This window comes from Faecalibaculum rodentium (assembly GCF_001564455.1).
Classification (GTDB): domain Bacteria; phylum Bacillota_I; class Bacilli_A; order Erysipelotrichales; family Erysipelotrichaceae; genus Faecalibaculum; species Faecalibaculum rodentium.
The window spans coordinates 1,022,908-1,044,112 of sequence record NZ_CP011391.1; the positions used below are offsets into that span (position 1 = coordinate 1,022,908).

General features: G+C 51.5%; 20 protein-coding genes, 1 rRNA gene and 2 other annotated features. Of the genes, 18 read left to right on the forward strand and 3 right to left on the reverse strand.

Annotation, left to right across the window (positions count from 1 at the left end; all coding sequences use genetic code 11):
* Nucleotides 1-139: 139 nt before the first annotated feature.
* From aalo17_RS05020 to leuS, 13 genes are all read left to right on the forward strand, one after another.
* Nucleotides 140-3,024 (forward strand): 23S ribosomal RNA (locus aalo17_RS05020).
* A 198-nt stretch (nt 3,025-3,222) separates the two neighbouring features.
* A complete protein-coding gene (locus aalo17_RS05025) occupies nt 3,223-3,786 on the forward strand; it encodes a histidine phosphatase family protein (protein WP_075885329.1) in 564 nt (187 codons plus the stop codon).
* A gap of 110 nt (nt 3,787-3,896) precedes the next feature.
* Entirely contained in the window at nt 3,897-4,529 is a 633-nt protein-coding gene (locus aalo17_RS05030) for an HAD family hydrolase (protein WP_067556355.1), read from the forward strand.
* Between the two features lie 111 nt (nt 4,530-4,640).
* Entirely contained in the window at nt 4,641-4,790 is a 150-nt protein-coding gene (rpmG, locus tag aalo17_RS05035) for a 50S ribosomal protein L33 (RefSeq protein ID WP_067556357.1), read from the forward strand.
* Between the two features lie 48 nt (nt 4,791-4,838).
* On the forward strand, nt 4,839-5,447 hold the full coding sequence (locus aalo17_RS05040) for an MBL fold metallo-hydrolase (RefSeq protein WP_067556361.1): 609 nt from the start codon (nt 4,839-4,841) through the stop codon (nt 5,445-5,447).
* Between the two features lie 346 nt (nt 5,448-5,793).
* On the forward strand, nt 5,794-6,789 hold the full coding sequence (locus aalo17_RS05050) for an ATPase, T2SS/T4P/T4SS family (protein ID WP_067556367.1): 996 nt from the start codon (nt 5,794-5,796) through the stop codon (nt 6,787-6,789).
* Nucleotides 6,743-7,714 carry a hypothetical protein gene (locus tag aalo17_RS05055; RefSeq protein WP_067556371.1) on the forward strand — a complete coding sequence of 324 codons (972 nt, stop codon included), beginning with the start codon at nt 6,743-6,745 and terminating at the stop codon, nt 7,712-7,714. Before aalo17_RS05050 ends, aalo17_RS05055 begins: the two co-directional genes overlap by 47 nt.
* A 62-nt stretch (nt 7,715-7,776) precedes the next feature.
* Nucleotides 7,777-8,106, forward strand: a complete 330-nt coding sequence (comGC, locus tag aalo17_RS05060; protein WP_067556374.1) for a competence type IV pilus major pilin ComGC — start codon at nt 7,777-7,779, stop codon at nt 8,104-8,106.
* Complete coding sequence (locus tag aalo17_RS05065) at nt 8,103-8,504, forward strand: type II secretion system protein (protein WP_067556376.1); 402 nt, start codon at nt 8,103-8,105, stop codon at nt 8,502-8,504. Before comGC ends, aalo17_RS05065 begins: the two co-directional genes overlap by 4 nt.
* The gene (locus tag aalo17_RS05070; protein WP_067556379.1) at nt 8,501-8,692 is read left to right on the forward strand and encodes a hypothetical protein; all 192 of its coding nucleotides are present in this window, start codon (nt 8,501-8,503) and stop codon (nt 8,690-8,692) included. The genes aalo17_RS05065 and aalo17_RS05070 overlap by 4 nt, the downstream gene beginning before the upstream one ends.
* A complete protein-coding gene (locus aalo17_RS05075) occupies nt 8,685-9,035 on the forward strand; it encodes a hypothetical protein (RefSeq protein ID WP_067556382.1) in 351 nt (116 codons plus the stop codon). Before aalo17_RS05070 ends, aalo17_RS05075 begins: the two co-directional genes overlap by 8 nt.
* Nucleotides 8,980-9,375: a hypothetical protein gene (locus aalo17_RS05080; protein WP_145907516.1), complete on the forward strand. Its 396-nt coding sequence runs from the start codon at nt 8,980-8,982 to the stop codon at nt 9,373-9,375. Before aalo17_RS05075 ends, aalo17_RS05080 begins: the two co-directional genes overlap by 56 nt.
* Nucleotides 9,376-9,491: 116 nt before the next feature.
* Nucleotides 9,492-9,684: a binding site (T-box leader), on the forward strand.
* Between the two features lie 88 nt (nt 9,685-9,772).
* A complete protein-coding gene (gene leuS / locus aalo17_RS05085; RefSeq protein WP_067556389.1) occupies nt 9,773-12,169 on the forward strand; it encodes a leucine--tRNA ligase in 2,397 nt (798 codons plus the stop codon).
* Nucleotides 12,170-12,449: 280 nt separating this feature from the next.
* Here the strand turns inward: leuS and aalo17_RS05090 are convergent, their stop codons facing one another.
* Both aalo17_RS05090 and aalo17_RS05095 read right to left on the reverse strand, forming a co-directional pair.
* Entirely contained in the window at nt 12,450-13,097 is a 648-nt protein-coding gene (locus aalo17_RS05090) for a helix-turn-helix domain-containing protein (protein ID WP_067556392.1), read from the reverse strand.
* 397 nt (nt 13,098-13,494) lie between these two features.
* A complete protein-coding gene (locus tag aalo17_RS05095; RefSeq protein ID WP_067556394.1) occupies nt 13,495-14,925 on the reverse strand; it encodes a tetratricopeptide repeat protein in 1,431 nt (476 codons plus the stop codon).
* Between the two features lie 49 nt (nt 14,926-14,974).
* Nucleotides 14,975-15,165, forward strand: a binding site (T-box leader).
* Nucleotides 15,166-15,232: 67 nt separating this feature from the next.
* Between aalo17_RS05095 and tyrS the strand changes: the two genes are divergently transcribed.
* The 5 genes from tyrS to aalo17_RS05115 all read left to right on the forward strand — a co-directional run bounded on the left by tyrS (nt 15,233) and on the right by aalo17_RS05115 (nt 19,746).
* On the forward strand, nt 15,233-16,465 hold the full coding sequence (gene tyrS / locus aalo17_RS05100; RefSeq protein ID WP_067556397.1) for a tyrosine--tRNA ligase: 1,233 nt from the start codon (nt 15,233-15,235) through the stop codon (nt 16,463-16,465).
* 417 nt (nt 16,466-16,882) lie between these two features.
* Entirely contained in the window at nt 16,883-17,491 is a 609-nt protein-coding gene (locus aalo17_RS12590) for a hypothetical protein (protein WP_145907519.1), read from the forward strand.
* 15 nt (nt 17,492-17,506) lie between these two features.
* On the forward strand, nt 17,507-18,253 hold the full coding sequence (locus aalo17_RS05105; protein ID WP_067556400.1) for a hypothetical protein: 747 nt from the start codon (nt 17,507-17,509) through the stop codon (nt 18,251-18,253).
* A 189-nt stretch (nt 18,254-18,442) separates the two neighbouring features.
* On the forward strand, nt 18,443-19,321 hold the full coding sequence (locus aalo17_RS05110; RefSeq protein WP_158507728.1) for an XRE family transcriptional regulator: 879 nt from the start codon (nt 18,443-18,445) through the stop codon (nt 19,319-19,321).
* Between the two features lie 107 nt (nt 19,322-19,428).
* Nucleotides 19,429-19,746, forward strand: a complete 318-nt coding sequence (locus aalo17_RS05115; RefSeq protein ID WP_067556405.1) for a thioredoxin family protein — start codon at nt 19,429-19,431, stop codon at nt 19,744-19,746.
* A 188-nt stretch (nt 19,747-19,934) separates the two neighbouring features.
* On the opposite strand, the gene mnmL is transcribed toward aalo17_RS05115, so the two are convergent.
* Nucleotides 19,935-20,942 carry a tRNA modification radical SAM protein MnmL/YtqA gene (gene mnmL, locus aalo17_RS05120; protein WP_082743257.1) on the reverse strand — a complete coding sequence of 336 codons (1,008 nt, stop codon included), beginning with the start codon at nt 20,940-20,942 and terminating at the stop codon, nt 19,935-19,937.
* Nucleotides 20,943-21,205 lie beyond the last annotated feature (263 nt).

A 21,205-nucleotide genomic window follows, 5' to 3' on the forward strand; every position in this document is an offset into this window, starting at 1 on the left:
AACGATATGAAAGACAACAGAAGGTCTGAAGTAAAGTTGTGGAGAAATAGAAAGAAACTGAGAGAAAGAAAAGAACAGAGAAGAAACAGTTCTGAGAAAAATATCTCGAAGAAAGCACGAAAAACGTTTGAGAGAATCAGATCAAGCAAGGAAGGGCGCAGGGAGGATGCCTGGCCACACTGTACTGAAGAAGGACGTGCCAAACAGCGAAATGCGACGGTGAGCCGTAAGGAGGCAAAGACCCGTCGGTGTCCGAATGGGGGAACCCGGCAGCCAGAAGGCTGTCATCCCGAAAGGGAGAGGTACCCGGGGAACTGAAACATCTAAGTACCCGGAGGAAAAGAAAACAACAGTGATTCCCCGAGTAGCGGCGAGCGAAAGGGGAGGAAGCCCAAACCGGAGAGATCCGGGGTAGTAGGACCGTCAAAAGAGTGCGGATGACACAGCAGAATGTACAGGGAAGTACAGCCAGAGAGAGTGAAAGCCTCGTAAGCGAAGTGTTGGAAGCATGAGACGGGATCCTGAGTACGGCGGGACACGAGAAATCTTGTCGGAAGCAGGCGGGACCATCCGCCAAGGCAAAATATGCAGTGTGAGCGATAGAGAACGAGTACCGTGAGGGAAAGGTGAAAAGAACCGCGGGAGCGGAGTGAAAGAGAACCTGAAACCGTGTGCCTGAAAGAAGTCAGAGCCCGTCAAAGGGTGATGGCGTGCCTTTTGTAGAATGAACCGGCGAGTTGTTCCATGGTGCGAGGTTAAGTCGGAAAGGACGGAGCCGAAGCGAAAGCGAGTCTTAAGAGGGCGGTAAGAGTAGTATGGAGCAGACCCGAAACCGGGTGATCTAGCCATGGGCAGGTTGAAGCAGAAGTGAAATTCTGTGGAGGACCGAACCGACTACCGTTGAAAAGTTAGCGGATGACCTGTGGCTAGGGGAGAAATTCCAATCGAACCCGGAGATAGCTGGTTCTCCCCGAAATAGCTTTAGGGCTAGCGTCGGAGGATGACAGACGGAGGTAGAGCACTGAACGGATGATGGCCCCATCCCGGGGTACTGAATGCGATCAAACTGCGAATGCCGACTGGGAGGAATCCGGCAGTGAGACTGTGGGTGATAAGGTCCATGGTCGAGAGGGAAAGAGCCCAGACCGCCAGCAAAGGTCCCAAAATACTGGCTAAGTGGAAAAGGATGTGGGGACGCACGGACAGCTAGGAGGTTGGCTCAGAAGCAGCCATCCTTGAAAGAGTGCGTAACAGCTCACTAGTCGAGTGGCCCTGCGCCGAAAATGTACCGGGGCTTAAGCCAGGTACCGAAGCTGCGGATGTATATGGAAGTATATGTGGTAGGGGAGCGTTGCATGCAGGAAGAAGTATGACGGAGACGGCATATGGACAGCATGGAAGAGAGAATGCCGGTGTGAGTAGCGAGATGCAGGTGAGAATCCTGCACACCGAAAGCCCAAGGATTCCAGGGGAAGGTTCGTCCGCCCTGGGTAAGTCGGGACCTAACGTGAGGCCGAAAGGCGCAGCGGATGGAAAGCAGGCGGAGATTCCTGCACCCGTATATGGAGCGAAGGAGTGACGGAGAAGGCAGATGCGACCCTCTTACTGGATTGAGGGCCAAGCGAAGCAGGTGGTATCCAGGCAAATCCGGATACGGAAACCAGAGCGTGACGGGTAAGCGAAAGCGGAAGGCGAGTAGCGAAGCGCATCGAGTCAGCTTCCAGGAAAAGCTTCTAGTGTCAATGCATATACGGCCCGTACCAAAACCGACACAGGTGGGCGCGCAGAGGATGCGAAGGTGAGCGAGAGAACTGTTGCCAAGGAACTCGGCAAAATGGCCCCGTACGTTCGCAAGAAGGGGCGCTCGAAAGAGCCGCAGTGAAAAGGCCCAAGCGACTGTTTAACTAAAACACAGCTCCCTGCGAAGCCGCAAGGCGAAGTATAGGGGGTGACACCTGCCCGGTGCTGGAAGGTTAAGGCAAGCTGTGAACCGCGAGGTGAAGCAGTGACCCGAAGCCCCAGTGAACGGCGGCCGTAACTATAACGGTCCTAAGGTAGCGAAATTCCTTGTCAGGTAAGTTCTGACCCGCACGAAAGGTGTAACGATTTGGGCGCTGTCTCGGCAGCAGACTCGGTGAAATCTTAGTACCTGTGAAAATGCAGGTTACCCGCAACTAGACGGAAAGACCCCATGGAGCTTTACTGCAGCCTGGTATTGGGTCCTGGACAGCCATGTACAGGATAGGTGGGAGACTTGGAAGCGAGTACGCAAGTATTGGTGGAGTCGCCGGTGGGATACCACTCCTGGATGTATGGGGCCCTAACCCGTGTGCCGAGAGGGACAGGGGAGAGTGCCAGGCGGGCAGTTTGACTGGGGCGGTCGCCTCCCAAAGAGTAACGGAGGCGCCCAAAGGTACGCTCAGGTTGGATGGGAACCAACTGAAGAGTGCAAATGCAGAAGCGTGCCTGACTGCGACAGAGACAACTGGAGCAGGGACGAAAGTCGGGATTAGTGATCCGGCGGTGCCGAATGGAAGGGCCGTCGCTCAACGGATAAAAGCTACCCTGGGGATAACAGGCTGATCTCGCCCAAGAGTTCACATCGACGGCGAGGTTTGGCACCTCGATGTCGGCTCATCGCATCCTGGAGCTGGATTCGGTTCCAAGGGTTGGGCTGTCCGCCCATTAAAGCGGTACGCGAGCTGGGTTCAGAACGTCGTGAGACAGTTCGGTCCCTATCTGTTGTGGGCGTCGGAGATCTGAGGGAAGCTGTCCTCAGTACGAGAGGACCGGGATGGACCTGCCGCTGGTGCACCAGTTATCATGCCAATGGTAGAGCTGGGTAGCCAAGCAGGGAACGGATAAGAGCTGAAAGCATCTAAGCACGAAGCCGGACCCAAGACGAGATCTCCCATTCTAAAAGAGAAGTAAGACCCCTTGAAGACTACGAGGTGGATAGACCAGGGATGGAAGTGCAGAGATGCATGGAGTTGACTGGCACTAATCGGTCGAGGACTTGATCTAAAGAAGAAGCCCGCAGCTTTGCGGAAAGACAGGAAACGAAAGACATATCGTGTGTGGTTTTCAGAGAGTGACCTGAAGACAGGATTCCAGCAGTCGCCAGTGGCGGCTTTTTTTGTATCTTGGAAACAGTGGAATTTTCGAAAACGCTTACTAGTGGATATTCCTGAATCCAGATCCATTTGCTGATAGAGTGAGGCCATGAAGAAAAAGTTATATCTTATGCGACATGGACAGACCATGTTCAATGAACAGGATCGTGTACAGGGTGTCTGTGATTCTCCTTTGACGGAGAAAGGAAAAGAACAGGCTCTGTATACACGGGACCACTATTTCAGGGAACGGGAGATTCAAACCGATCTTGCAATATCCTCCACGCAGGAGCGCGCCAGCGACACTCTGGAACTGGTCACAGAGCAGCCATATGACCGGCTGAAAGGGATCAAGGAAATGAGCTTTGGCCTTTATGAAGGGTGGCTGAACAAAATGGTTCCCAGAGACTGGGAAACTTCTTTGCCTCACTACGGTGGTGAACTGTTCAGTGACGCAGGGAACCGCATGAAAGAAACATTGACGGAAGTGATGAAGCAGCCTGATACAGAGTCCGTACTGGCAGTCAGCCACGGATGTGCGATCCGGGCATTCCTGACAGCTTGTGATATGAAACCGCCAAGATTCAACAACTGCAGTGTGGCAGAGCTGGACTGGGATCCTGAAACAGGCATCTTTTCTCTTTCTGAAATCTGGCAGAATCCACTGCTCTAGAGCAGCATCTGACCTCATTCCATAAAACAATGTGTTTTCCGTTCTGCATCGAGGTCTGGAAGCACTGATTCCTGTATGCAGGTTTTCAGAATGACAGGTACAATGAAGCCATGGACAGAAAACACAGAGCACTGATATTTGACCTTGACGGAACTCTCTGGGATACAAGAGAACCAGTCATCAGAATCTGGAATGACGTGTTCGAAGAGGAAGGCTATGGGCGGCCTCTGACATTCCCGCTGCTGACCTCTCTGATGGGCAAACCCATGAACGCCTTCGGAGAAGCCATCTTTCCGGATCTTGAGGATGACCTGAGAAATCGCCTGGTCAGGCAGGCAGAACAGCAGGAGAACACCCGCCTTTTGGAGACCGGCAAAGACTGCCTGTATCCCGACACTGCGGATACGCTTCGGAAACTCAGTTGTGATCACTGGATCGGAATTGCATCCAATTGCCAGGAAGGGTATATTGAAACCTTTCTTGAGGTCTCAAAACTTGGAGATGTTGTCGACAGCTTCATCTCCAATGGAGAAACCGGACTGGACAAGGATGAGAACCTTCGGATCCTGATGGAGAGAAACGGACTACACTTCGCTTTATACATTGGAGATACATCGGGTGACAGGCTTTCTGCCAGGAAAGCCGGGATACCGTTTATCTGGTGCAGATACGGATTCGGCAATGAGGTGACACCAGATGGAATCGATGATCTGTCGCAGCTTCCGTATGTACTGACAGAATAGAAAACAAATCCGTCTGCAGGGAGACTGTCCTGCTGCCAGGTCTGAGGTTGCACGGTCTTGACGGACTATGATATTATCAATACGTATGGAACAAAGAGGGAGGTCTGAAGCGTGAGAGATCGTATCACTTTCAAGTGCGCCGTCTGCGGTGAAGAAAACTACATCGGCACCAGAAATAAAAAGAAACATCCGGAACGGATGACAGTGAAAAAGTATTGCAAAAAATGCAATGCCCAGACTGAGCACAAGGAGAAGAAGTAAGAAGACCGGACTATTGCGGTCTTTTTTCTGTTTAATGGAGTAAATTGAATGAAAGTCATCTGCATACCGCTTGGACCAGTCCAGGCGAATTGTTATGTCATCATCCAGGACGGGAAAGCTCTGCTGATCGATCCCGGTGATAGGTTTGAAGACCTGAAACATATTCTGGAGCGGAATCATGCCACGCTGGAAGCAGTTCTGCTGACCCACGCTCATTTTGATCATATCGGCGGTCTGGATGCGCTGCTGAAAGAATTCCATGTTGATGTCTATATGAATCCTCTTGAATTTTCCTTTCTCTCCAGTGCTGATCTGAATGGATCCTCAGCATTCGGCGGATATCTGTCCAGCACAGCCAGGCCTCTGCCGGTTCACGAGGGAGAAAACGAGATTGGCGGCTTCATGGTCGAAGCTCTGACTCTCCCTGGTCATACCAGGGGCAGCACGGTATATATCATCGGGAACACAGCATTTACAGGAGATGTTCTCTTCCAGGGATCTGTCGGCAGGACAGACCTGCCAACGGGCAGCTGGCAGGAAATGCAGGAAAGCATTGCGGTCCTTAAGACACTGCCGGATGATCTGATTGTCTATCCAGGACATGGCCCGGCAACCACCATCGGCCAGGAAAAATCCTGGAATCCATATTTCAGATAATCTGTTGCCGGAACAGTCAAATCCGGAGTTGAACATCGTTGTCTTATACACAGCCTGCGGGAAATCCTGCAGGTTTTTCATAGTCTTCATATTTTACATCTGTCACTTTCTGAAAAGACGGCAGGTTTCTGAAGTGACAGGTTTGTGACTGGCCAGAGGACCGGTTTTCCAGACAGATATGGGCCCGCAACGGGTCTGCCTGTATTGACATGAATGAATTGTGAACATTGCAGAGGCAAACGGAAAAACCACCGGACACCATCCTCCAGAAAGTTTTCTCAAAAATCAGGCTTGCCGGCGAATATATAAGTACAGGCTCTGAGTGGGAAGCACAGGAGGGAATTCTATGGAAGAAAAACTGTTGGCACTGATTCGTCTGGCAAGAAACCGGCGGGCATCGGATATTCACTTCATCAGGCGCGGTAACAGCCTGGAGATATCTCTGCGTCAGCCTGATGGTCTGGTACAGCTTGAACAGGATATATTTGAGATTTCTCTTCTCGAATACCTGAAGTACCGCATGGGCCTGGATCTCACCAGACTGCACAGTCCTCAGTCAGGATCCGGCTCCCTGGCCGGGACTGACTGCCGGTTTGCATTCCTGCCGGCCCAGGATATGGAAACCGGGGTGCTCCGACTCATGCAAACCGATACTTCCCTTCACATTCAGGATCTGTCATCCGATACAGCAGTGACGGAATTTTTCCACAAACTTGCTGGACGGACCAAAGGCCTCGTTCTGTTTGTGGGACCAACAGGATCGGGTAAAACCACAACACTCCACGCCATTCTTCGCGAAGCGAGTCTGGTGCATGACTTGAAGTGTGTGAGTCTTGAAGACCCGATTGAGATTCCCGATCCGAGTTATCTGCAGATCGGCATCGATGAAGAGAACGGATTGACGTATGAGCGGGGGATTGAAGAACTCATGCGCCATGATCCGGATGTGATCTGTATCCAGGAAGTGCGCACTCCGTCCGCAGCAGCAAAGCTGTTTACCGCTGCATTTACCGGTCATTTTGTACTTGCGACGATCCATGCGGGAAACGGACGGGAATGTCTCTGGCGGCTCAGGGACCTGGGCATTGGTGAGGAACTGATCCGGGAACAGCTGGATGCAGTGATTTCCCAGAGACTCTATCCGGCTGCAGGATGTCGGGGTGTGTCTGAAAACAGAAAGGAGGTATGTCTTCATGAAATCATCACAAAACCGGAGATCCTGCATCTGCTGGATAAAGGGGTGTATCCCCCGGGATTCAGACGGCTGGAAGACATCGTTCATCAGGCTGCTTCAGATGGATCTGTCTGCAGGGAGGACGCATTACGCGACTTTCCCCGATGAACAGCAGCGGCTGGAATTCGATGCCTTCCTCTCCCTCCAGCACCTCGGTGTTGGTGCCCGGACAGCCGCAAAACTTGCGTTTGCACCTGGAACAGCCAGGCAACTCCTGCATGGTCTGGAGAAGGGAAAAACCTTTCAGAGCGTTCTGGCTTCACTGCCCGGATGGAATATGCTGGGTGCTTTCCTGGAAGTCATGGATCTTCAGACAGCCGCAAACACCATCTATACACTGGCGGATATCAGAGGATTCAATGACCGGAAACCCATCCTGCAGATCATGTATCCGTATGCCATTCTTGCCGGAGTGTTCGCTATGTTCATGTTCTTTGATGAATCCGTTCTTCCCATGATGTCCGATTTCCTGGAAGGAGATTTGCTGCCTCTGTGGATGAAAACAGTGAAGACAGTGTTTTTGCTGCTGTTGGTTCTGCTGACGGCTGCAGGCCTGGTTCTCTGGACGGGCATACAGGGACAGATGCTTCATTCAGCCTGTCTTGGACCTGCTTTTATCCGTCAGAGACACAGTCTGTATCTGGCTGTATGTATACGTTCCCTGCTGGAACAGGAACTGTCCACAGCCGCACTGCTGACTGCTCTTGAGAAACTGCCCGGACCAAAGGTGTTTGTCCAACAGGTCAAGGCCATGAAACGTACAGCCCTCCAGGGAGGGAGCTGGGTTCAGATTCTGGGCTCCGCTCCGTGGATTGATCCGGTCCTGGTGAAGCACGTGGAAACCGGGCTGGAAACCGGTAAAGTGTGCAGTCTTCTGAAGATTTATGAAAACCGCACAAAACGGCTGCAGACAGAAAAAGTCCGTCAGGTTGTCCGGACACTGACGGGGATTTCCTATGGTTCTGTGGGTGTACTTGCAGTGATTGTATACCAGGTGCTGCTGGCGCCTATGAATATGCTGAACGCGATGTAAATGACTGTGTTGTCCTGTTGATTGAAATTCATGGGAGAGACAGAACAAAGAAAGAGGATTTGATGAAACTGAGAAAGAAAAAGGGAGACCTTAGGTCCAGACCCAACGGGTTTACGATTCTGGAGATGATGATTGTCATGCTGGTCGTGGCTGTTCTGCTGATGATTACACTGCCAAATGTGCAATCAAAGAATACTCTCATCAGAAAAACTGGTTGTCAGGCGATGCTGGATGTGATTGACAGCCAGATTCTGCTGTTTGAGATCGAACACGACCGCAAACCGGTGGATCTGAATGAGCTGCTCCATGAGGGCTATTTAAAGGAAGCCCAGATGGTCTGTCCGGACGGAACCACTCCGGTGATCGAAAATGGCCAGGCTGTGTCCCGATGAACAGGAAGGCGGGTTCAGCTTCGTGCAGACCCAATGGATTCACCATCGTGGAAATGATGGTGGTGCTGCTTATGGTGTCAGTTCTTGCGGTGTTCACTGCCTCAGTCAAGCCAGTGCCGCTGGTAGTGTTCATGAAGACTCTGGAGAGTTCCATTCTGGAGCAGCAGGTCAAGGCCTACGCCATGAATGAGGAACGCCATCTGGAAATCACCGGTAATGCTCTCCGGACTGAAGATGGGGAGACCGGATTTCCATCTGGCACTGTCTGTACGCCATTCAGCTGGCACTATACCGGCAACGGCACAATTTCCCAGGGAGGAACCGTCAACTGCACCAACGGAGAGGAAGACCATTCCCTGGTTTTCCGAATCGGAGCAGGGCGGGTCACAATCCGATGAAAGGCGGTCACGAAACACGTGAAAACAGGCAGATCATCAACGGGTTTTTCCTGCAGGAAGCCCTTCTCGCCATTGTGGCTCTTGCAATCTGCGCCATGCTGCTCACACAGGCAGTGGAGATGGCCGGATCCCACAGCCGGGAAACTGTCAGTCAGACAATTGAAACCAAATGGTTTCACCATGACTGAAGCGCTGCTTGGATTGCTTGCGGCCGGGATTTGTGCGGCGCTTTTGTCTTCCCTCATGGAGTCAGGAGGCAGACTTTTCCGGTATGATCCTGATATCCAGAGAAACCTGGGATTCCTGCAGATTCGCCAGAGAGCGGCTGTAAGCAGGATTTCTTCCTGTTCTGAGACGGCACTGGTCATGATACGAAACAACCAGGAATATTCCCTGACATTCAGCGGGGACAGGCTTGTCCAGACACCGGGGTATGAAATCCTGCTGGAATCACTCGACGAAGGGAGGTTTGCCTGTGAACCGGATGCTGTCTGGCTGGAAACAGAAAAAGGGCGGACACAGATCCGCTAACGGGTTCTCGCTCGTGCCTGCACTTCTGTGTCTGATGTTCACTGCCGCTGTCTGTGCGGCCTGCACTGCCCGTATGGATGCCTGGATCTGGCTCAAACGTGCACAGGACCGCAGTGTCTGGGAACTCTCTGTGATTGATCAGGCCAAGGCGTTCTGGCATGAAGGTCAGACGATGAAGCTCTGCGATCGAAAACAGCCGGAATCCCTGCGCCAGGTTCAGATACAGGAGGATACCGTTGAGCTGGAATATCAGGATACAGCCATACGGTGTACAGGAAAATACGGGACGCTGGTTCTGTTCATGGATTTCACCGGAATATCTGCAGTCCACTGGGACTGAATACAGAAGAACCTGACTGGCAGTGATGTAAACCAGTGGACAGGCGGTTGAACGCAGTCGACAGATCCGCAATCTGAAAAAACAGGATTGATTTCCTGCCGGTTGTCTGATATGTTGAAAAAGCATTGAAACGGAATAGTAACGGATCCCGACAGATGGAGAGAACAGGCGGCTGGTGCGAGCCTGGCAGGTTCGGACCGTGAACTGGCCGCGGAGCTGGTCATGGACCCGCAGTTCAGCGTTACGGACAAGCGTCCTGCAGACAAGGCAGGGAACGAAGGTGGCACCGCGCATTCAAGCGTCCTTTGACAGGGCGCTTTTTCTTTGTCTGCACCGTTGATGCGGCATCGTTTCAAACCGGCTGAGCCCGGATCCGGCATGGAAGGAGAACGATCAGATGTACGATCACAAAAGCATTGAAAAGAAGTGGCAGGACCGGTGGCTGAAGGAAAAAACCTTTGCCACAGATACCTCCGACTTCTCCAAACCCAAATACTATGTCCTGGACATGTTCCCATATCCAAGCGGCAATGGCCTGCATGTTGGCCACCCCGAGGGATATACGGCAACAGACATTATCGCCCGCAAAAAGCGCATGGACGGATACAATGTGCTGCATCCCATGGGCTTTGATTCCTTCGGACTGCCTGCTGAACAGTATGCCATCCAGACAGGGAATCACCCCTCAGAGTTCACAAAGAAAAACATTGACCATTTCAGAGATCAGATCCAGGCTCTTGGGTTCAGCTACGACTGGGACAGAGAAATAGCGACCAGCGATCCTGACTACTACAAATGGACGCAGTGGATCTTCCTTCAGCTGTACGAACAGGGACTTGCCTACATCGATGAAATCCCGGTTAACTGGTGTCCCGAACTGAAGTGCGTGCTTGCCAATGAAGAAGTCATTGACGGCAAATCGGAACGTGGCGGATACCCCGTTGTCCGGAAACCCATGCGGCAGTGGGTGCTGAAAATCACAGAGTATGCAGAGCGGCTGCTGAAGGACCTGGATGATGTCGACTGGCCTGAGTCCACCAAGGAGATGCAGCGCAACTGGATCGGCAAGTCAAATGGTGCCAATGTGGTCTTTGGAATTGATGGTCATGACAGGGAGTTCACAGTATTCACCACCCGCTGTGACACACTGTTTGGCGCAACCTATTGTGTTCTGGCCCCTGAACATCCCTTTGTGGATGAAATCACCACACCGGAGCAGAAAGAAGCGGTAGAAGCCTACAAGAAAGCCTGTGCAACCAAATCCGATCTGGAACGCACGGAACTGAACAAGGAAAAGACAGGTGTCTTCACCGGCGCCTATGCCGTCAATCCGGTCAACGGGAAAAAAATCCCCATCTGGATCTCCGATTATGTTCTCGCAAGTTATGGCACAGGTGCAATCATGGCTGTTCCGGCCCATGACACCCGGGACTATGAATTTGCCAGGAAGTTCGGCCTGGAAATCATACCGGTGCTGGAAGGCGGAAACATTGAGGAAGAAGCCTGGACAGAAGACGGGGTTCACATCAACTCCGAATGGCTGAATGGCCTGGGCAAAGAGGAAGCCATTGCAAAAATGATTGCCTGGCTGGAGGAAAAAGGCGTTGGCGAAGCCAAAACCACCTACAAACTCCGTGACTGGCTGTTTTCCCGGCAGCGGTACTGGGGGGAACCGATTCCCATCATCCACATGGAAGATGGGACCACCCGTACCGTGGATATAAAAGACCTGCCGCTGGAACTGCCGGCAACAGACAATTTCCAGCCGGCAGACAATGGCGAGTCCCCTCTGGCCAATGTGCCGGATTTCCTGAATGTGGAAATTGACGGCGTCAAAGGAACAAGAGAAACGAACACCATGCCCCAGTGGGCCGGATCCTGCTGGTATTACCTGCGGTATATCGATCCCAAAAACCAGGACACCCTGGCTGACAAAAAGCTGCTGGAACACTGGCTTCCTGTGGATCTGTATGTCGGTGGAGCGGAACATGCCGTTCTGCATCTGCTTTACAGCCGGTTCTGGCACAAGGTCCTGTATGACCGTGGCGTTGTTCCCACGAAGGAACCCTTCCAGAAGCTGTTCCACCAGGGCATGATCCTGGGGGAGAACGGTGAAAAAATGTCCAAGTCCCGTGGAAATGTGGTAAATCCGGATGAGATCATTGAGTCTCATGGTGCAGATGCCCTGCGGGTATATGAAATGTTCATGGGTCCTCTGGAAGCGGGTCTGCCATGGAGTGCCAGAGGCCTCGACGGAACCAGGAAATGGCTTGAGCGGGTATGGCGTGCCTATCATGGTGCAGTGGAAATCACGGAAACCAATGACCATGCGCTGGACAAAGTCTACAACCAGACGGTGAAGAAAGTGACAAAGGACATTGATACTCTGAACTTCAACACGGCTGTCAGCGCCATGCAGATTTTCATGAACGAAGTCTACAAACACAAATCCATGCCGGTTGAGTATGCAGAAGGATTTGTCAAACTTCTGTACCCCTTTGCACCGCACCTGGGAGAAGAGCTCTGGGAAGAAGTGTTCCACAACAGCGAATCCATTGCCTACACGTCCTGGCCTGAATGGGATGAATCCAAACTGGTGGAGGCAGTCAACACCATCGTTGTGCAGGTCAACGGAAAAGTCCGCGGCAAATTTGAAGCTGCAGCAGGCACTGATGACAAGGCACTGGAGGAAACAGCCCTTTCTCTGGGTTCTGTACAGAAACACCTTGAGGGCAAGGATGTCAAAAAAGTCATTGTCATCAAGGGCAGAGTTGTGAATATTGTTGCGAAGTAGAGAAAATATCTGAATGTTGAACGGTTTGCCGACCGGGGACAGAATGCTGTACCCGCCTGCAGGCCGTTTTTTTATTCTCAGAGCAATGGACAGGTCTGCGAGTCAGGCACAGGGAATCGCAAACAAACTGCCTGAAATCAGGACTCGGCTGCCGGGGCTCTCTGAGATAGTCAGGAAAACTGCTGATATATGGCAACAATCGTGCCAGTTAGTGAGATAAGATTGCTTCATGATCGGCATTGAAAAAGACCGGCCAAAGCCGGTCGGCAGGGGAAATCAATCAGGATCCTTTGCGGGTGATCCGAAGCCTGTAGGCGCCAAGGATGCGGAATTCATCATCTCCGGTAATGGGGATGGGGTCATAGTCTTCATTGTCTGACATAAGCCAGAATGAGCCGTCAGGTTTCTTTTCGAGTCGTTTGCAGTAATATGAACCGTTCAGACTGAAGGCGCCAATCTGGCCATAGCGTACATTTTCCGTCTGTTCAAAGATGATGCAGTCTCCATTTTCAATAGTCGGGTACATGGAGTTTCCTTCGGCAGGATTGGCGAAGTAATCCTTGGATGGGCGGAGCATCCAGTCGGGAGCGCCTGTATAAGCTTCCGGCTGCTCATTCACCCAGAGGCCGGTTCCGCAGGAGATGCAGGAATACACAGGGATCGGCTGCAGCCTGGGAATCGCAAATTCTTCTGAACTGCTGCGAATATCCGAGCGTCCCATCATCCAGTCAATGTCGGTGTTGAAGAAATCGGCAAGCCGTACGAGAATATTGCGCCCGGGCTGCCGTTCACCGCGTTCGATATAGGAAATGTAGGCCTTCGAGACCCCCAGTTCCTTTCCCAGGGAGTCCAGTGACATGCCGCGTTCTTTGCGCAGCGACTGGATTCTTTCCCCGACGATGTTGTCCTTCAGCTGTTTGTTTTCCATGACTGAATTATATCAGGACAACTTTCTGTTTACAATCTGAGATTTAGAGTTTATACTGACATCGTAAACAGTCCGTGAATGGATAGATACAAAATCAACATATGAAGTATCAAAATAAGTAATACAATCACGCTCTGTTTTCATCAGGAAAGGCAGGTACCACATAATGAACGATGGACTGAAAGTACAGGAATTTAGAACATATCCGGCAGCTGCAGGCTGCTCACAGCCTCAACATCTTGTATCTTCTGCGAAAGCAGGCCGGATCTTCGATCTGACCGCTCCCTGGCTTGCTGTGGCAGCAGCTGCAGTGTCATTATGGATCGCCTGCTTTGGTGCATGATCCAGTCATACTGCGCATGACTGTTTGTTTACAGCGAATTCCGATACCGTGTTCCTAAGCGTCGTAGGGTGAAGGAAGTGTCTGGCGGAATTGTGTGAGCCACTCATGGAATGCCGGTGAACATTCTCCGCTGTGCAGGAGATACGCCGAAACCGTATCCAGAAACAGAGAACCGGATTGTTTTTGCAGAGCAGTCAGCTCCTTCCGGATGCAGTTTTCAAGGTCCTGACACGGAGACAGCAGATACAGATTGACTCTGGCGGCCAGCCTGGACTCTCGTGCCAGGGAATCTTCAGGGTGCAGGGCGAGTACCTGATTGTAAAGAGCCACAGAGTATCTGTAATGACGGGTTCCCAGGGATCTGTCACTGCTCAGCCGGCCGCGTTCGTTTTCCATCTCTGCCCTTGCAGACAGATAGAAGGCAGGTTCCTTATCCTGCATCTGTTCGAAAACAGGCCAGGCTTCCTCGTATAATGCGAGTTTTCTCCGGGTTTCTGTATCCGGAAGGACTGAAGCAAGATAATACGCAGTCCGTGCTGCATGTTCCGGTTTGTCCTGACCGGAAAGACACAGTTTTTTCTGAACTGTCAGGGCCTGTTCAAACAGGTGTGCAGCCTCGGTGTTTCTGCTTTCATTCAGGGCGAGCAGGCCACCAATGTACAGTCTTCTCCCGTGAAAGTAGGATTTCTGTCTGGGCGGATCACCAGCCAGCAGGCGATCCGCCTTGTTCAGAAACTCATGTGCAGTTTCGTACTCTTCCATATTGCCAAGACAGTTGGCAACGGACAGTAAAAGCTCTGCTTCGTATCCTGACAGATCGGTCACGGTTCCATCTGTTCTGTGCTGCTGCTTCATTTCGCGCATCGCCTGTCTGTAAAGGTCCATGGCCTGATCCGGCCTCTCCATCTGCTCCAGCGAATCTGCCATATTATGAAGGATCAGCATCCGACGCAGCGGCTGCCAGTTTGAAGGGATACAGGATTCTGTTTCATGCAGCGCCTGCCTGTAAAACCTGAAAGCTGTATCCATATTCTCTTCAAACGAAGCCAGATCGGCAGTCAGGATCAGCCAGTCCATCCGCAGTCCTCCAGGAGGAAGCTGATGAAGAGAAGAAGACTGCAGGATGTTCCGGGCTCTGGTCACTTCTCCCATTTCTGCGCACCAGGCAGCCAGCGACAGACAGGCAGCCAGATCACTGGAATCAGTACAAATAGCTGTCAGTCGTTGCCCGGCTTCCTCGGTCTGTCCGGCGGCAAACAGACATTTCGCCAATTCCAGTTGCGCCCTGGGTGCAGTACCGGCGTTTCGGGCATGATCCAGTGCAGCCCGGCTGTCTGACAGCCCGCGCAGTATCCTGGCCATCAGACGGTGCCAATCTGTATCATCCGTCTCCGTTCTCCTGGTTTTCTGCAATAGTTGCAGTGCTGATTTAAAATGCAGCCTGTCTGCTTCGTGTTCCACTTCTCTGATTTCGTCATCATTCATGATCCCATTTTAGTGGTTGACAACAGAAAGAGCCAGACGGTACTATCGTTGCATAGCGAAGAACGGGATCAGTACCCGGAGCGGAATACCTGAAGAGAGCGGCGGTTTGGTGCAACGCTGCGGATTCCACCGGCGAATACACCCGGGAGCATCCCCGAGGGACGCCTGGCCGGCGTTACAGGCAGAGGGCATGGACAGACTCCATGAACGAAGGTGGTACCGCGCGCAAGCGTCCTTTGACAGGACGCTTTTTTTATACCCGGTGCAGCTGTCGAAAGATCCCGTCAGAATCAGGAGGAGAAATCATATGGAATTATTTGAAGAACTGCAATGGCGCGGTCTCGTCAACGACGTGACCAGCCCCGATCTCGAAAATGAAATCAACAACGGGGAACTGACATTTTATATTGGTACAGATCCCACGGCCGATTCCCTGCACATCGGGCACTATTCCAGCCTCCTGATGGCCAAACGTCTGCAAAAACACGGTCATCATCCCATCATGCTCGTTGGCGGTGCGACAGGATTCATTGGCGATCCTAAGGCTACAGGTGAACGAAGCATGCTGACACCGGAGGTCCTTGCACACAACTACGAAGCCCTGCACCGGCAGATCAGCGATCTGTTCGGTTTCCAGATGGTCAACAACCTGGACTGGACCAAAGACCTGTCCATCATTGATTTCCTCCGGGACTACGGGAAATTCTTCAATGTAACCTATATGCTGAACAAGGAAACCGTCAAAAAGAGACTGGAGTCCGGCATCTCCTACACGGAGTTTTCCTACATGATCCTGCAGTCCCTGGACTTCCTGCACCTGCTGGAGGAATACAACTGCCAGATGCAGATCGGCGGACAGGACCAGTGGGGCAACATCACCTCCGGCCTGGAGCTGATCCGGAAGAAAAAAGGTGCTGATGTAAAAGCTTACGGCCTCACCATGCCGCTGATCACCAAAGCAGACGGAACCAAGTTCGGAAAATCCGAGTCCGGAACAGTCTGGCTGGATCCCGAAAAGACCAGTCCCTATGATCTGTACCAGTTCCTGTTCAATACAGAGGATGCCAAAGTGGGCGAGTATCTGAAGAAACTCACCTTCCTGACCCCGGAAGAAATCGACGATCTGGAAAAACAGCAGGCCGAGGCTCCGCATCTGCGTCCGGCACAGAAAGCCCTGGCAGCGGAAGTGGTACGCGATCTGCACGGCCAGGAGGCGCTGGATACCGCGCTGGCCATCACGGAAGCTCTGTTCCGGGGCAGACTTCAGGAACTGACACCCAAACAGCGTCATCAGGCAGTGGCACCCATGGAAAAAATGGAGATTGCTGCGAATCTCCCCCTGGAAGATGTGCTGGTGCAGACAGGCATTGCCAAGTCAAAGCGCGAAGCCAGGGAATGGACCAAATGCAATTCCATTGCCATCAACGGCGTCAAGGTCACAGATCCCATGCACATTGTAGGCGCAGATGACATGTATGCAGATGACTGCGTGATCCTGAAAAAAGGAAAGAAAAACCAGTACTGCCTTCACCTGGTATAAAACCAGGGAAGACAGAGATATGAAAACCGGCAGTGGCTGCATAGGCAGGCTGCCGGTATTTTTTCAGGAAAAAACTGGTTAACATTATAAAATTGGAAGGCTTCATTCTATGATTAACATTTATAATGCGATAAAAGCAATGATCGTTGGATCTGAGATGTCGAAAGAGTTTTGTGAAATATATCAGACGAATGCAGCAAGTGTAAACATTAAAAAAATATATATATTCAAGATATATAAGATAAATATATCGCCAATATAGTGCCAAACGAACTAAAACGCAATCCGTAGCGGAAAGTGACGAATCAAATAACTACAAGTTTCTTGAAAGCCCTTTCTCAGTGTGCTATACCTTAATTAAGGAGAGCTCGACTAAGAAAGGAAAACAGCATCTAAAAATGATATTGAATAAATCTGGTGAAAAAATTTAAATATTTGCTCGTTATGGCAACTGCGTTTTTGTTGACGATATTCTCGTTGAATCCTATCCATGCAACGACAGATGAATTCCATGAAATTTATGCAGGTAATGTAACTGAAGGTGTCACTGTCTTTGAAAACAGCAAAGGGGAGAAAACTGCGATTCTCGATCAAGCTGTATTAAGTGGAACAGTTACATTGTACAGTGTTGGTGATGAGGTTGTGACATTAGATATCCAGCCAGAATCGGGCATATCTCCTTATGCAACTGGCCCGTGGAGTGCGGGGACAATTCCGAGTGGAACCAGTACATTAACACCACATTATTCTAACGGCTTTGTAAGCGCTTCGTTTAACGCAACTGTACAAAAATCACCTACAATGATTCGGACTGTGTATAACCCGAGTATTACTGGTGCATTAGTGACTATAAATTCTTCTAATTTATCAATCGTTAGAGGTAGTGCTGGCTCTTCAACAGCGATAGCGAGCTTAACATTTATAGGTAATGTGACTCAGGATGGCTATACAGCGGTTTCAGGCAGTTGGTATTTAACTTTGGAACTTGATTCAGCGGGCCACACTCGGATATCTTGGAATTATTAATGAAATCTACGTTCGATGAGTAAGTTTGCTAATCTTTCCTGCGGATGTTTATTGATCACCTCTCAGATACTTGGTGGATGTACAGCGAAAGAACCCATCCAGAAAACATCTACTGTTTCCCTCCAGCCTGTGTATGAAGCCTGCCAGTCCGTGGATGGTGATATGGAATCGACCAATCTGTCTGAAGCTCTGGATTCCCTGGAGTCCTGTACTGGCGTAGAAGTCAGCAGAGGTGGGTATACCTGGCAGATTCTCCGCGATGATTCAGGTGTTTCAACGGTACAGATTGGTCAGTCTCCTGATACAGAAACCTGGACTGTGGATATATACAGTAAAGATGTCCAGTTGAACTTTGTCCTGATCCGGGAAACAGATAAGGAATGGAGTCTCCAGCAGATTCTTTCTTCAGATAACAAAGAATCTGCTGACTGGGACTGGGATACGATGATCTGGAATCTTCTGTTTCCAGGCATTTCGGTCAGTGACAGGGAAGAGTGTTTGAAGGAGGCTGAGAAAGCTGGGAGTAATTGGCAGATACCATTTACCAGTGAAAATGGAGCAGACTGCCTGTATGAGGTAACAATGAACAGCTGTGGATTGCCGGCAACCATCCTGCTGCAGAGTGATGGTCAAATAATCTGGAGCACAGATGTCAAAATCCTAGAGAACGGAACCGATATACAATCGGAGCTTGCCGGGATTGCTGTTCAAGTGGGATCAGGCGACATCAATACTGGTGAATCGGTAGTTTTACCAAACTGATAATCAGATAAACCCCCATAAAACCGGCAGATTTCTGCATCAGCAGAACTGCCGGTTTTTTCGGCAAAAACCGGTGCTGAACCGGGATGTTGCTTTTCGTTGCGTGTCAGAAGCCGGCAGTTGCTGATATAAACAGATAGAGCAGCCCGTGAAATGATCCCGGCTGCCACAAGCAAGGGAGGACCGGCCATGATACAGGATACAATCAGAGATGCCAGAAAACAGGCGGGTATGTCACAGGAGGAACTGGCACTGCAGATGCATGTAGTCAGACAGACCGTATCCAAATGGGAGCGGGGCTTGTCGGTGCCGGACGCTTCCATGATTCCGGAACTCTCCCGGATTCTGCATGTACCGGTGAACCGGCTGCTGGAACTGGATGCGCAGGAAGGTCAGGATCCGGATATGAAAGCCAGTCTGGAGACCGCCCGGGCGAAACTGGAAGAAATGGACCGGGAGCGGAACCGGCAGAAACTCATCACGGGGAAGCGGGAACACATCCTGTTCCTGGCTTTCCTGAGCCTCATGATTGCCCTGGGGGTCCGCAATGAGATTCTATCGGCCGCCGGCATCAGTCTCTGCGCTCTGGGCAGTCTGGTGATCCTGTACAGAAACCTGCCGCTGATGACCGGTGCATCTTCAGCGTCTCCGGCGCTTTCCGCTTTCAGAACCGTCACGATATTTTCCATTCTCCTCATCCTTCTGATCACAGCGGGGATCATGGCGACAGAGACGGGATACCTGCAGCTGTCGGTGCAGCAGGAGAATCTGGCAGCCTGGCTGCTGATCACTGTTCTGATGGTCTTCTGCGGGTGGATCTGCCCGAAGCTGTCCTGGAACCGGTATGTGGGTCTTCGTCTGCCCTGGACGGTATCCCATCCGCAGACCTGGGCGCTGGCCCACCGCATTCTGGGCTGGATTTCACTGCCCAGCGCGGTTTTCTACACCGCCGCAGTCATGACACTGCCGGATTTTGGCGCAGTCTCGGCCACAGCTGTGATTCTGTGGGTTGCCGTACCCTCAGTGCTGTCTCTGGTTTTCTGGCTGAGAAAATACAGACACCAATAAAGAAGACCCGTGGCTGCCAGCTGCTGTATTGCGGTCAAACCGGGCGGATTTCCGGATGAATTCCTCTACACTGAGTCTGTAAACATAGATCGATGGAGGTGAAGCGTATGCTTACACAAATTGAATCGACAGAACAGTTTGAATCCGCAGTCAATGGCTACAGTCCGCTGCTGGTGGAATTTTTCCAGCCCTGGTGCAAGTACTGCCAGGCATTCTTTCCAACGCTGGAAGAATTTGCCGCACAAGGAACCATTCCGGTGATTCAGGTCTCCGGTGAGGAATTCCCGCAGATTTTTGATGCCTATGGCGTGGATTCCTATCCGACACTGATTGTCTTCCGCGGCGGACAGCCCTTCGCCAAACATGCAGGGTCCATGCCCATGGAAGAACTGAAGAACTGGGTTGAGGAAGCGCTTCAGGCTTGAACCCGGCGGGAATTTCAGCAAAAGCTTTCTGTTTCGACAGCCATCCCAGGCGGAACCAGAGAGATTTGTTATACACCCAACCTGTATGAATTAACTGCATTCGCAATAAAAGGCGCCCTCATGAACTGATACAGTTCACCGAAGGCGCCTTTCTTCTTTCCATATCTGAGGGTGACCGGCACAGACATTCACTGTTCTGGTTTGTACCTCTTCCCCTGCCAGGAATCCCGACAGGCCAGCTCCCGGTCCACGGCATTCATTGTCACTCGTTTCTTGACTGTCCACTCCGGAGCCAGGAGATTGTCAGCCACACCGTCGCCGGTGATCCTCTCCACAACCATCTCCGGTGGCAGGATCTCGAGCTGGTCGCAGACAATCTGCACATACTCCTCCATGGAAAGAAGCGGGAAGGGGGACTGACGATAGTCCTGTCCCAGGGCACTGTCAGAAATCACATGCAGCATATGGATTTTCACCGCATCCGGTTTCAGCCTCGCCACCAGTCTGGCGGTCTCCATCATGTCCTCATGGCTTTCACCCGGGAGTCCGTTGATGATGTGCAGACACGTTCGAATCCCGGTTCCCTGCAGCTGCTTCATACAGGCAACAAGTATTGAGGTATTGTGACCCCGGTTCATGGCAGCCATGGTGGCATCCCTGCCACTCTGCAGACCCATCTCGATCCAGACCGGCTTGACACGATTCATCTCTGACAGCCACAGGATCTTCTCTGCATCCAGACAGTCGGGCCTTGTGGCAATGGAAACTTCCGCCACATCCTCCCAGCTGAATACAGGCTCCAGTATCCGCCTGAGGTCCGGCAGCGGAGCATAGGTGTTGGAATAGGACTGGAAATAGGCGATGGCAGATGCATCCGGCCATTTTTTCCGTGCTCTTTCCAGGCCCGCTTCGAACTGCAGCCGCAGATCTTCACCGGAATGCAGAATCGTGTCCCCGGACCCCTGAGACGAACAGAAGCGACAGCCACCCCATCCCTTTGTTCCATCCCGGTTTGGACAGGTGAAACCTGCATCCAGAGGAATCTTGGCCAGCTTTTTTCCGTACTGCTGCTTCAGGGCATAGGAATAGGTGTGGTATCGCTTGTTTGTGTCTGAAAAAGGGAAGGGACTCAGTGTATGCCCTTCAGAAGGATGCCTGTTTTTTTCAGAAAGTTCATCTGTTTGCGTATGATGCATACCAGGATCTGCCCTCCTTCCAGCTTCCGGGAGCTGATTCGATTTTACTCAGTATAGCCACAGCTTCCCTGATCGCGCAAATGCTCGTTGAGACCACCCATCCGAAAGTGCCCTGGGCAGGCCATCCGGGGTCCAGTGGACAGACAGCAAAAAAGGACCACCTGCATCTGCCAGGCAGTCCTGGTATCAGGATTGATCAGCTGATCCCGTTCGTCTGTATCCCATCAATGACCGGAAAACAGCCGGCTTTGCCAGCATCCGCA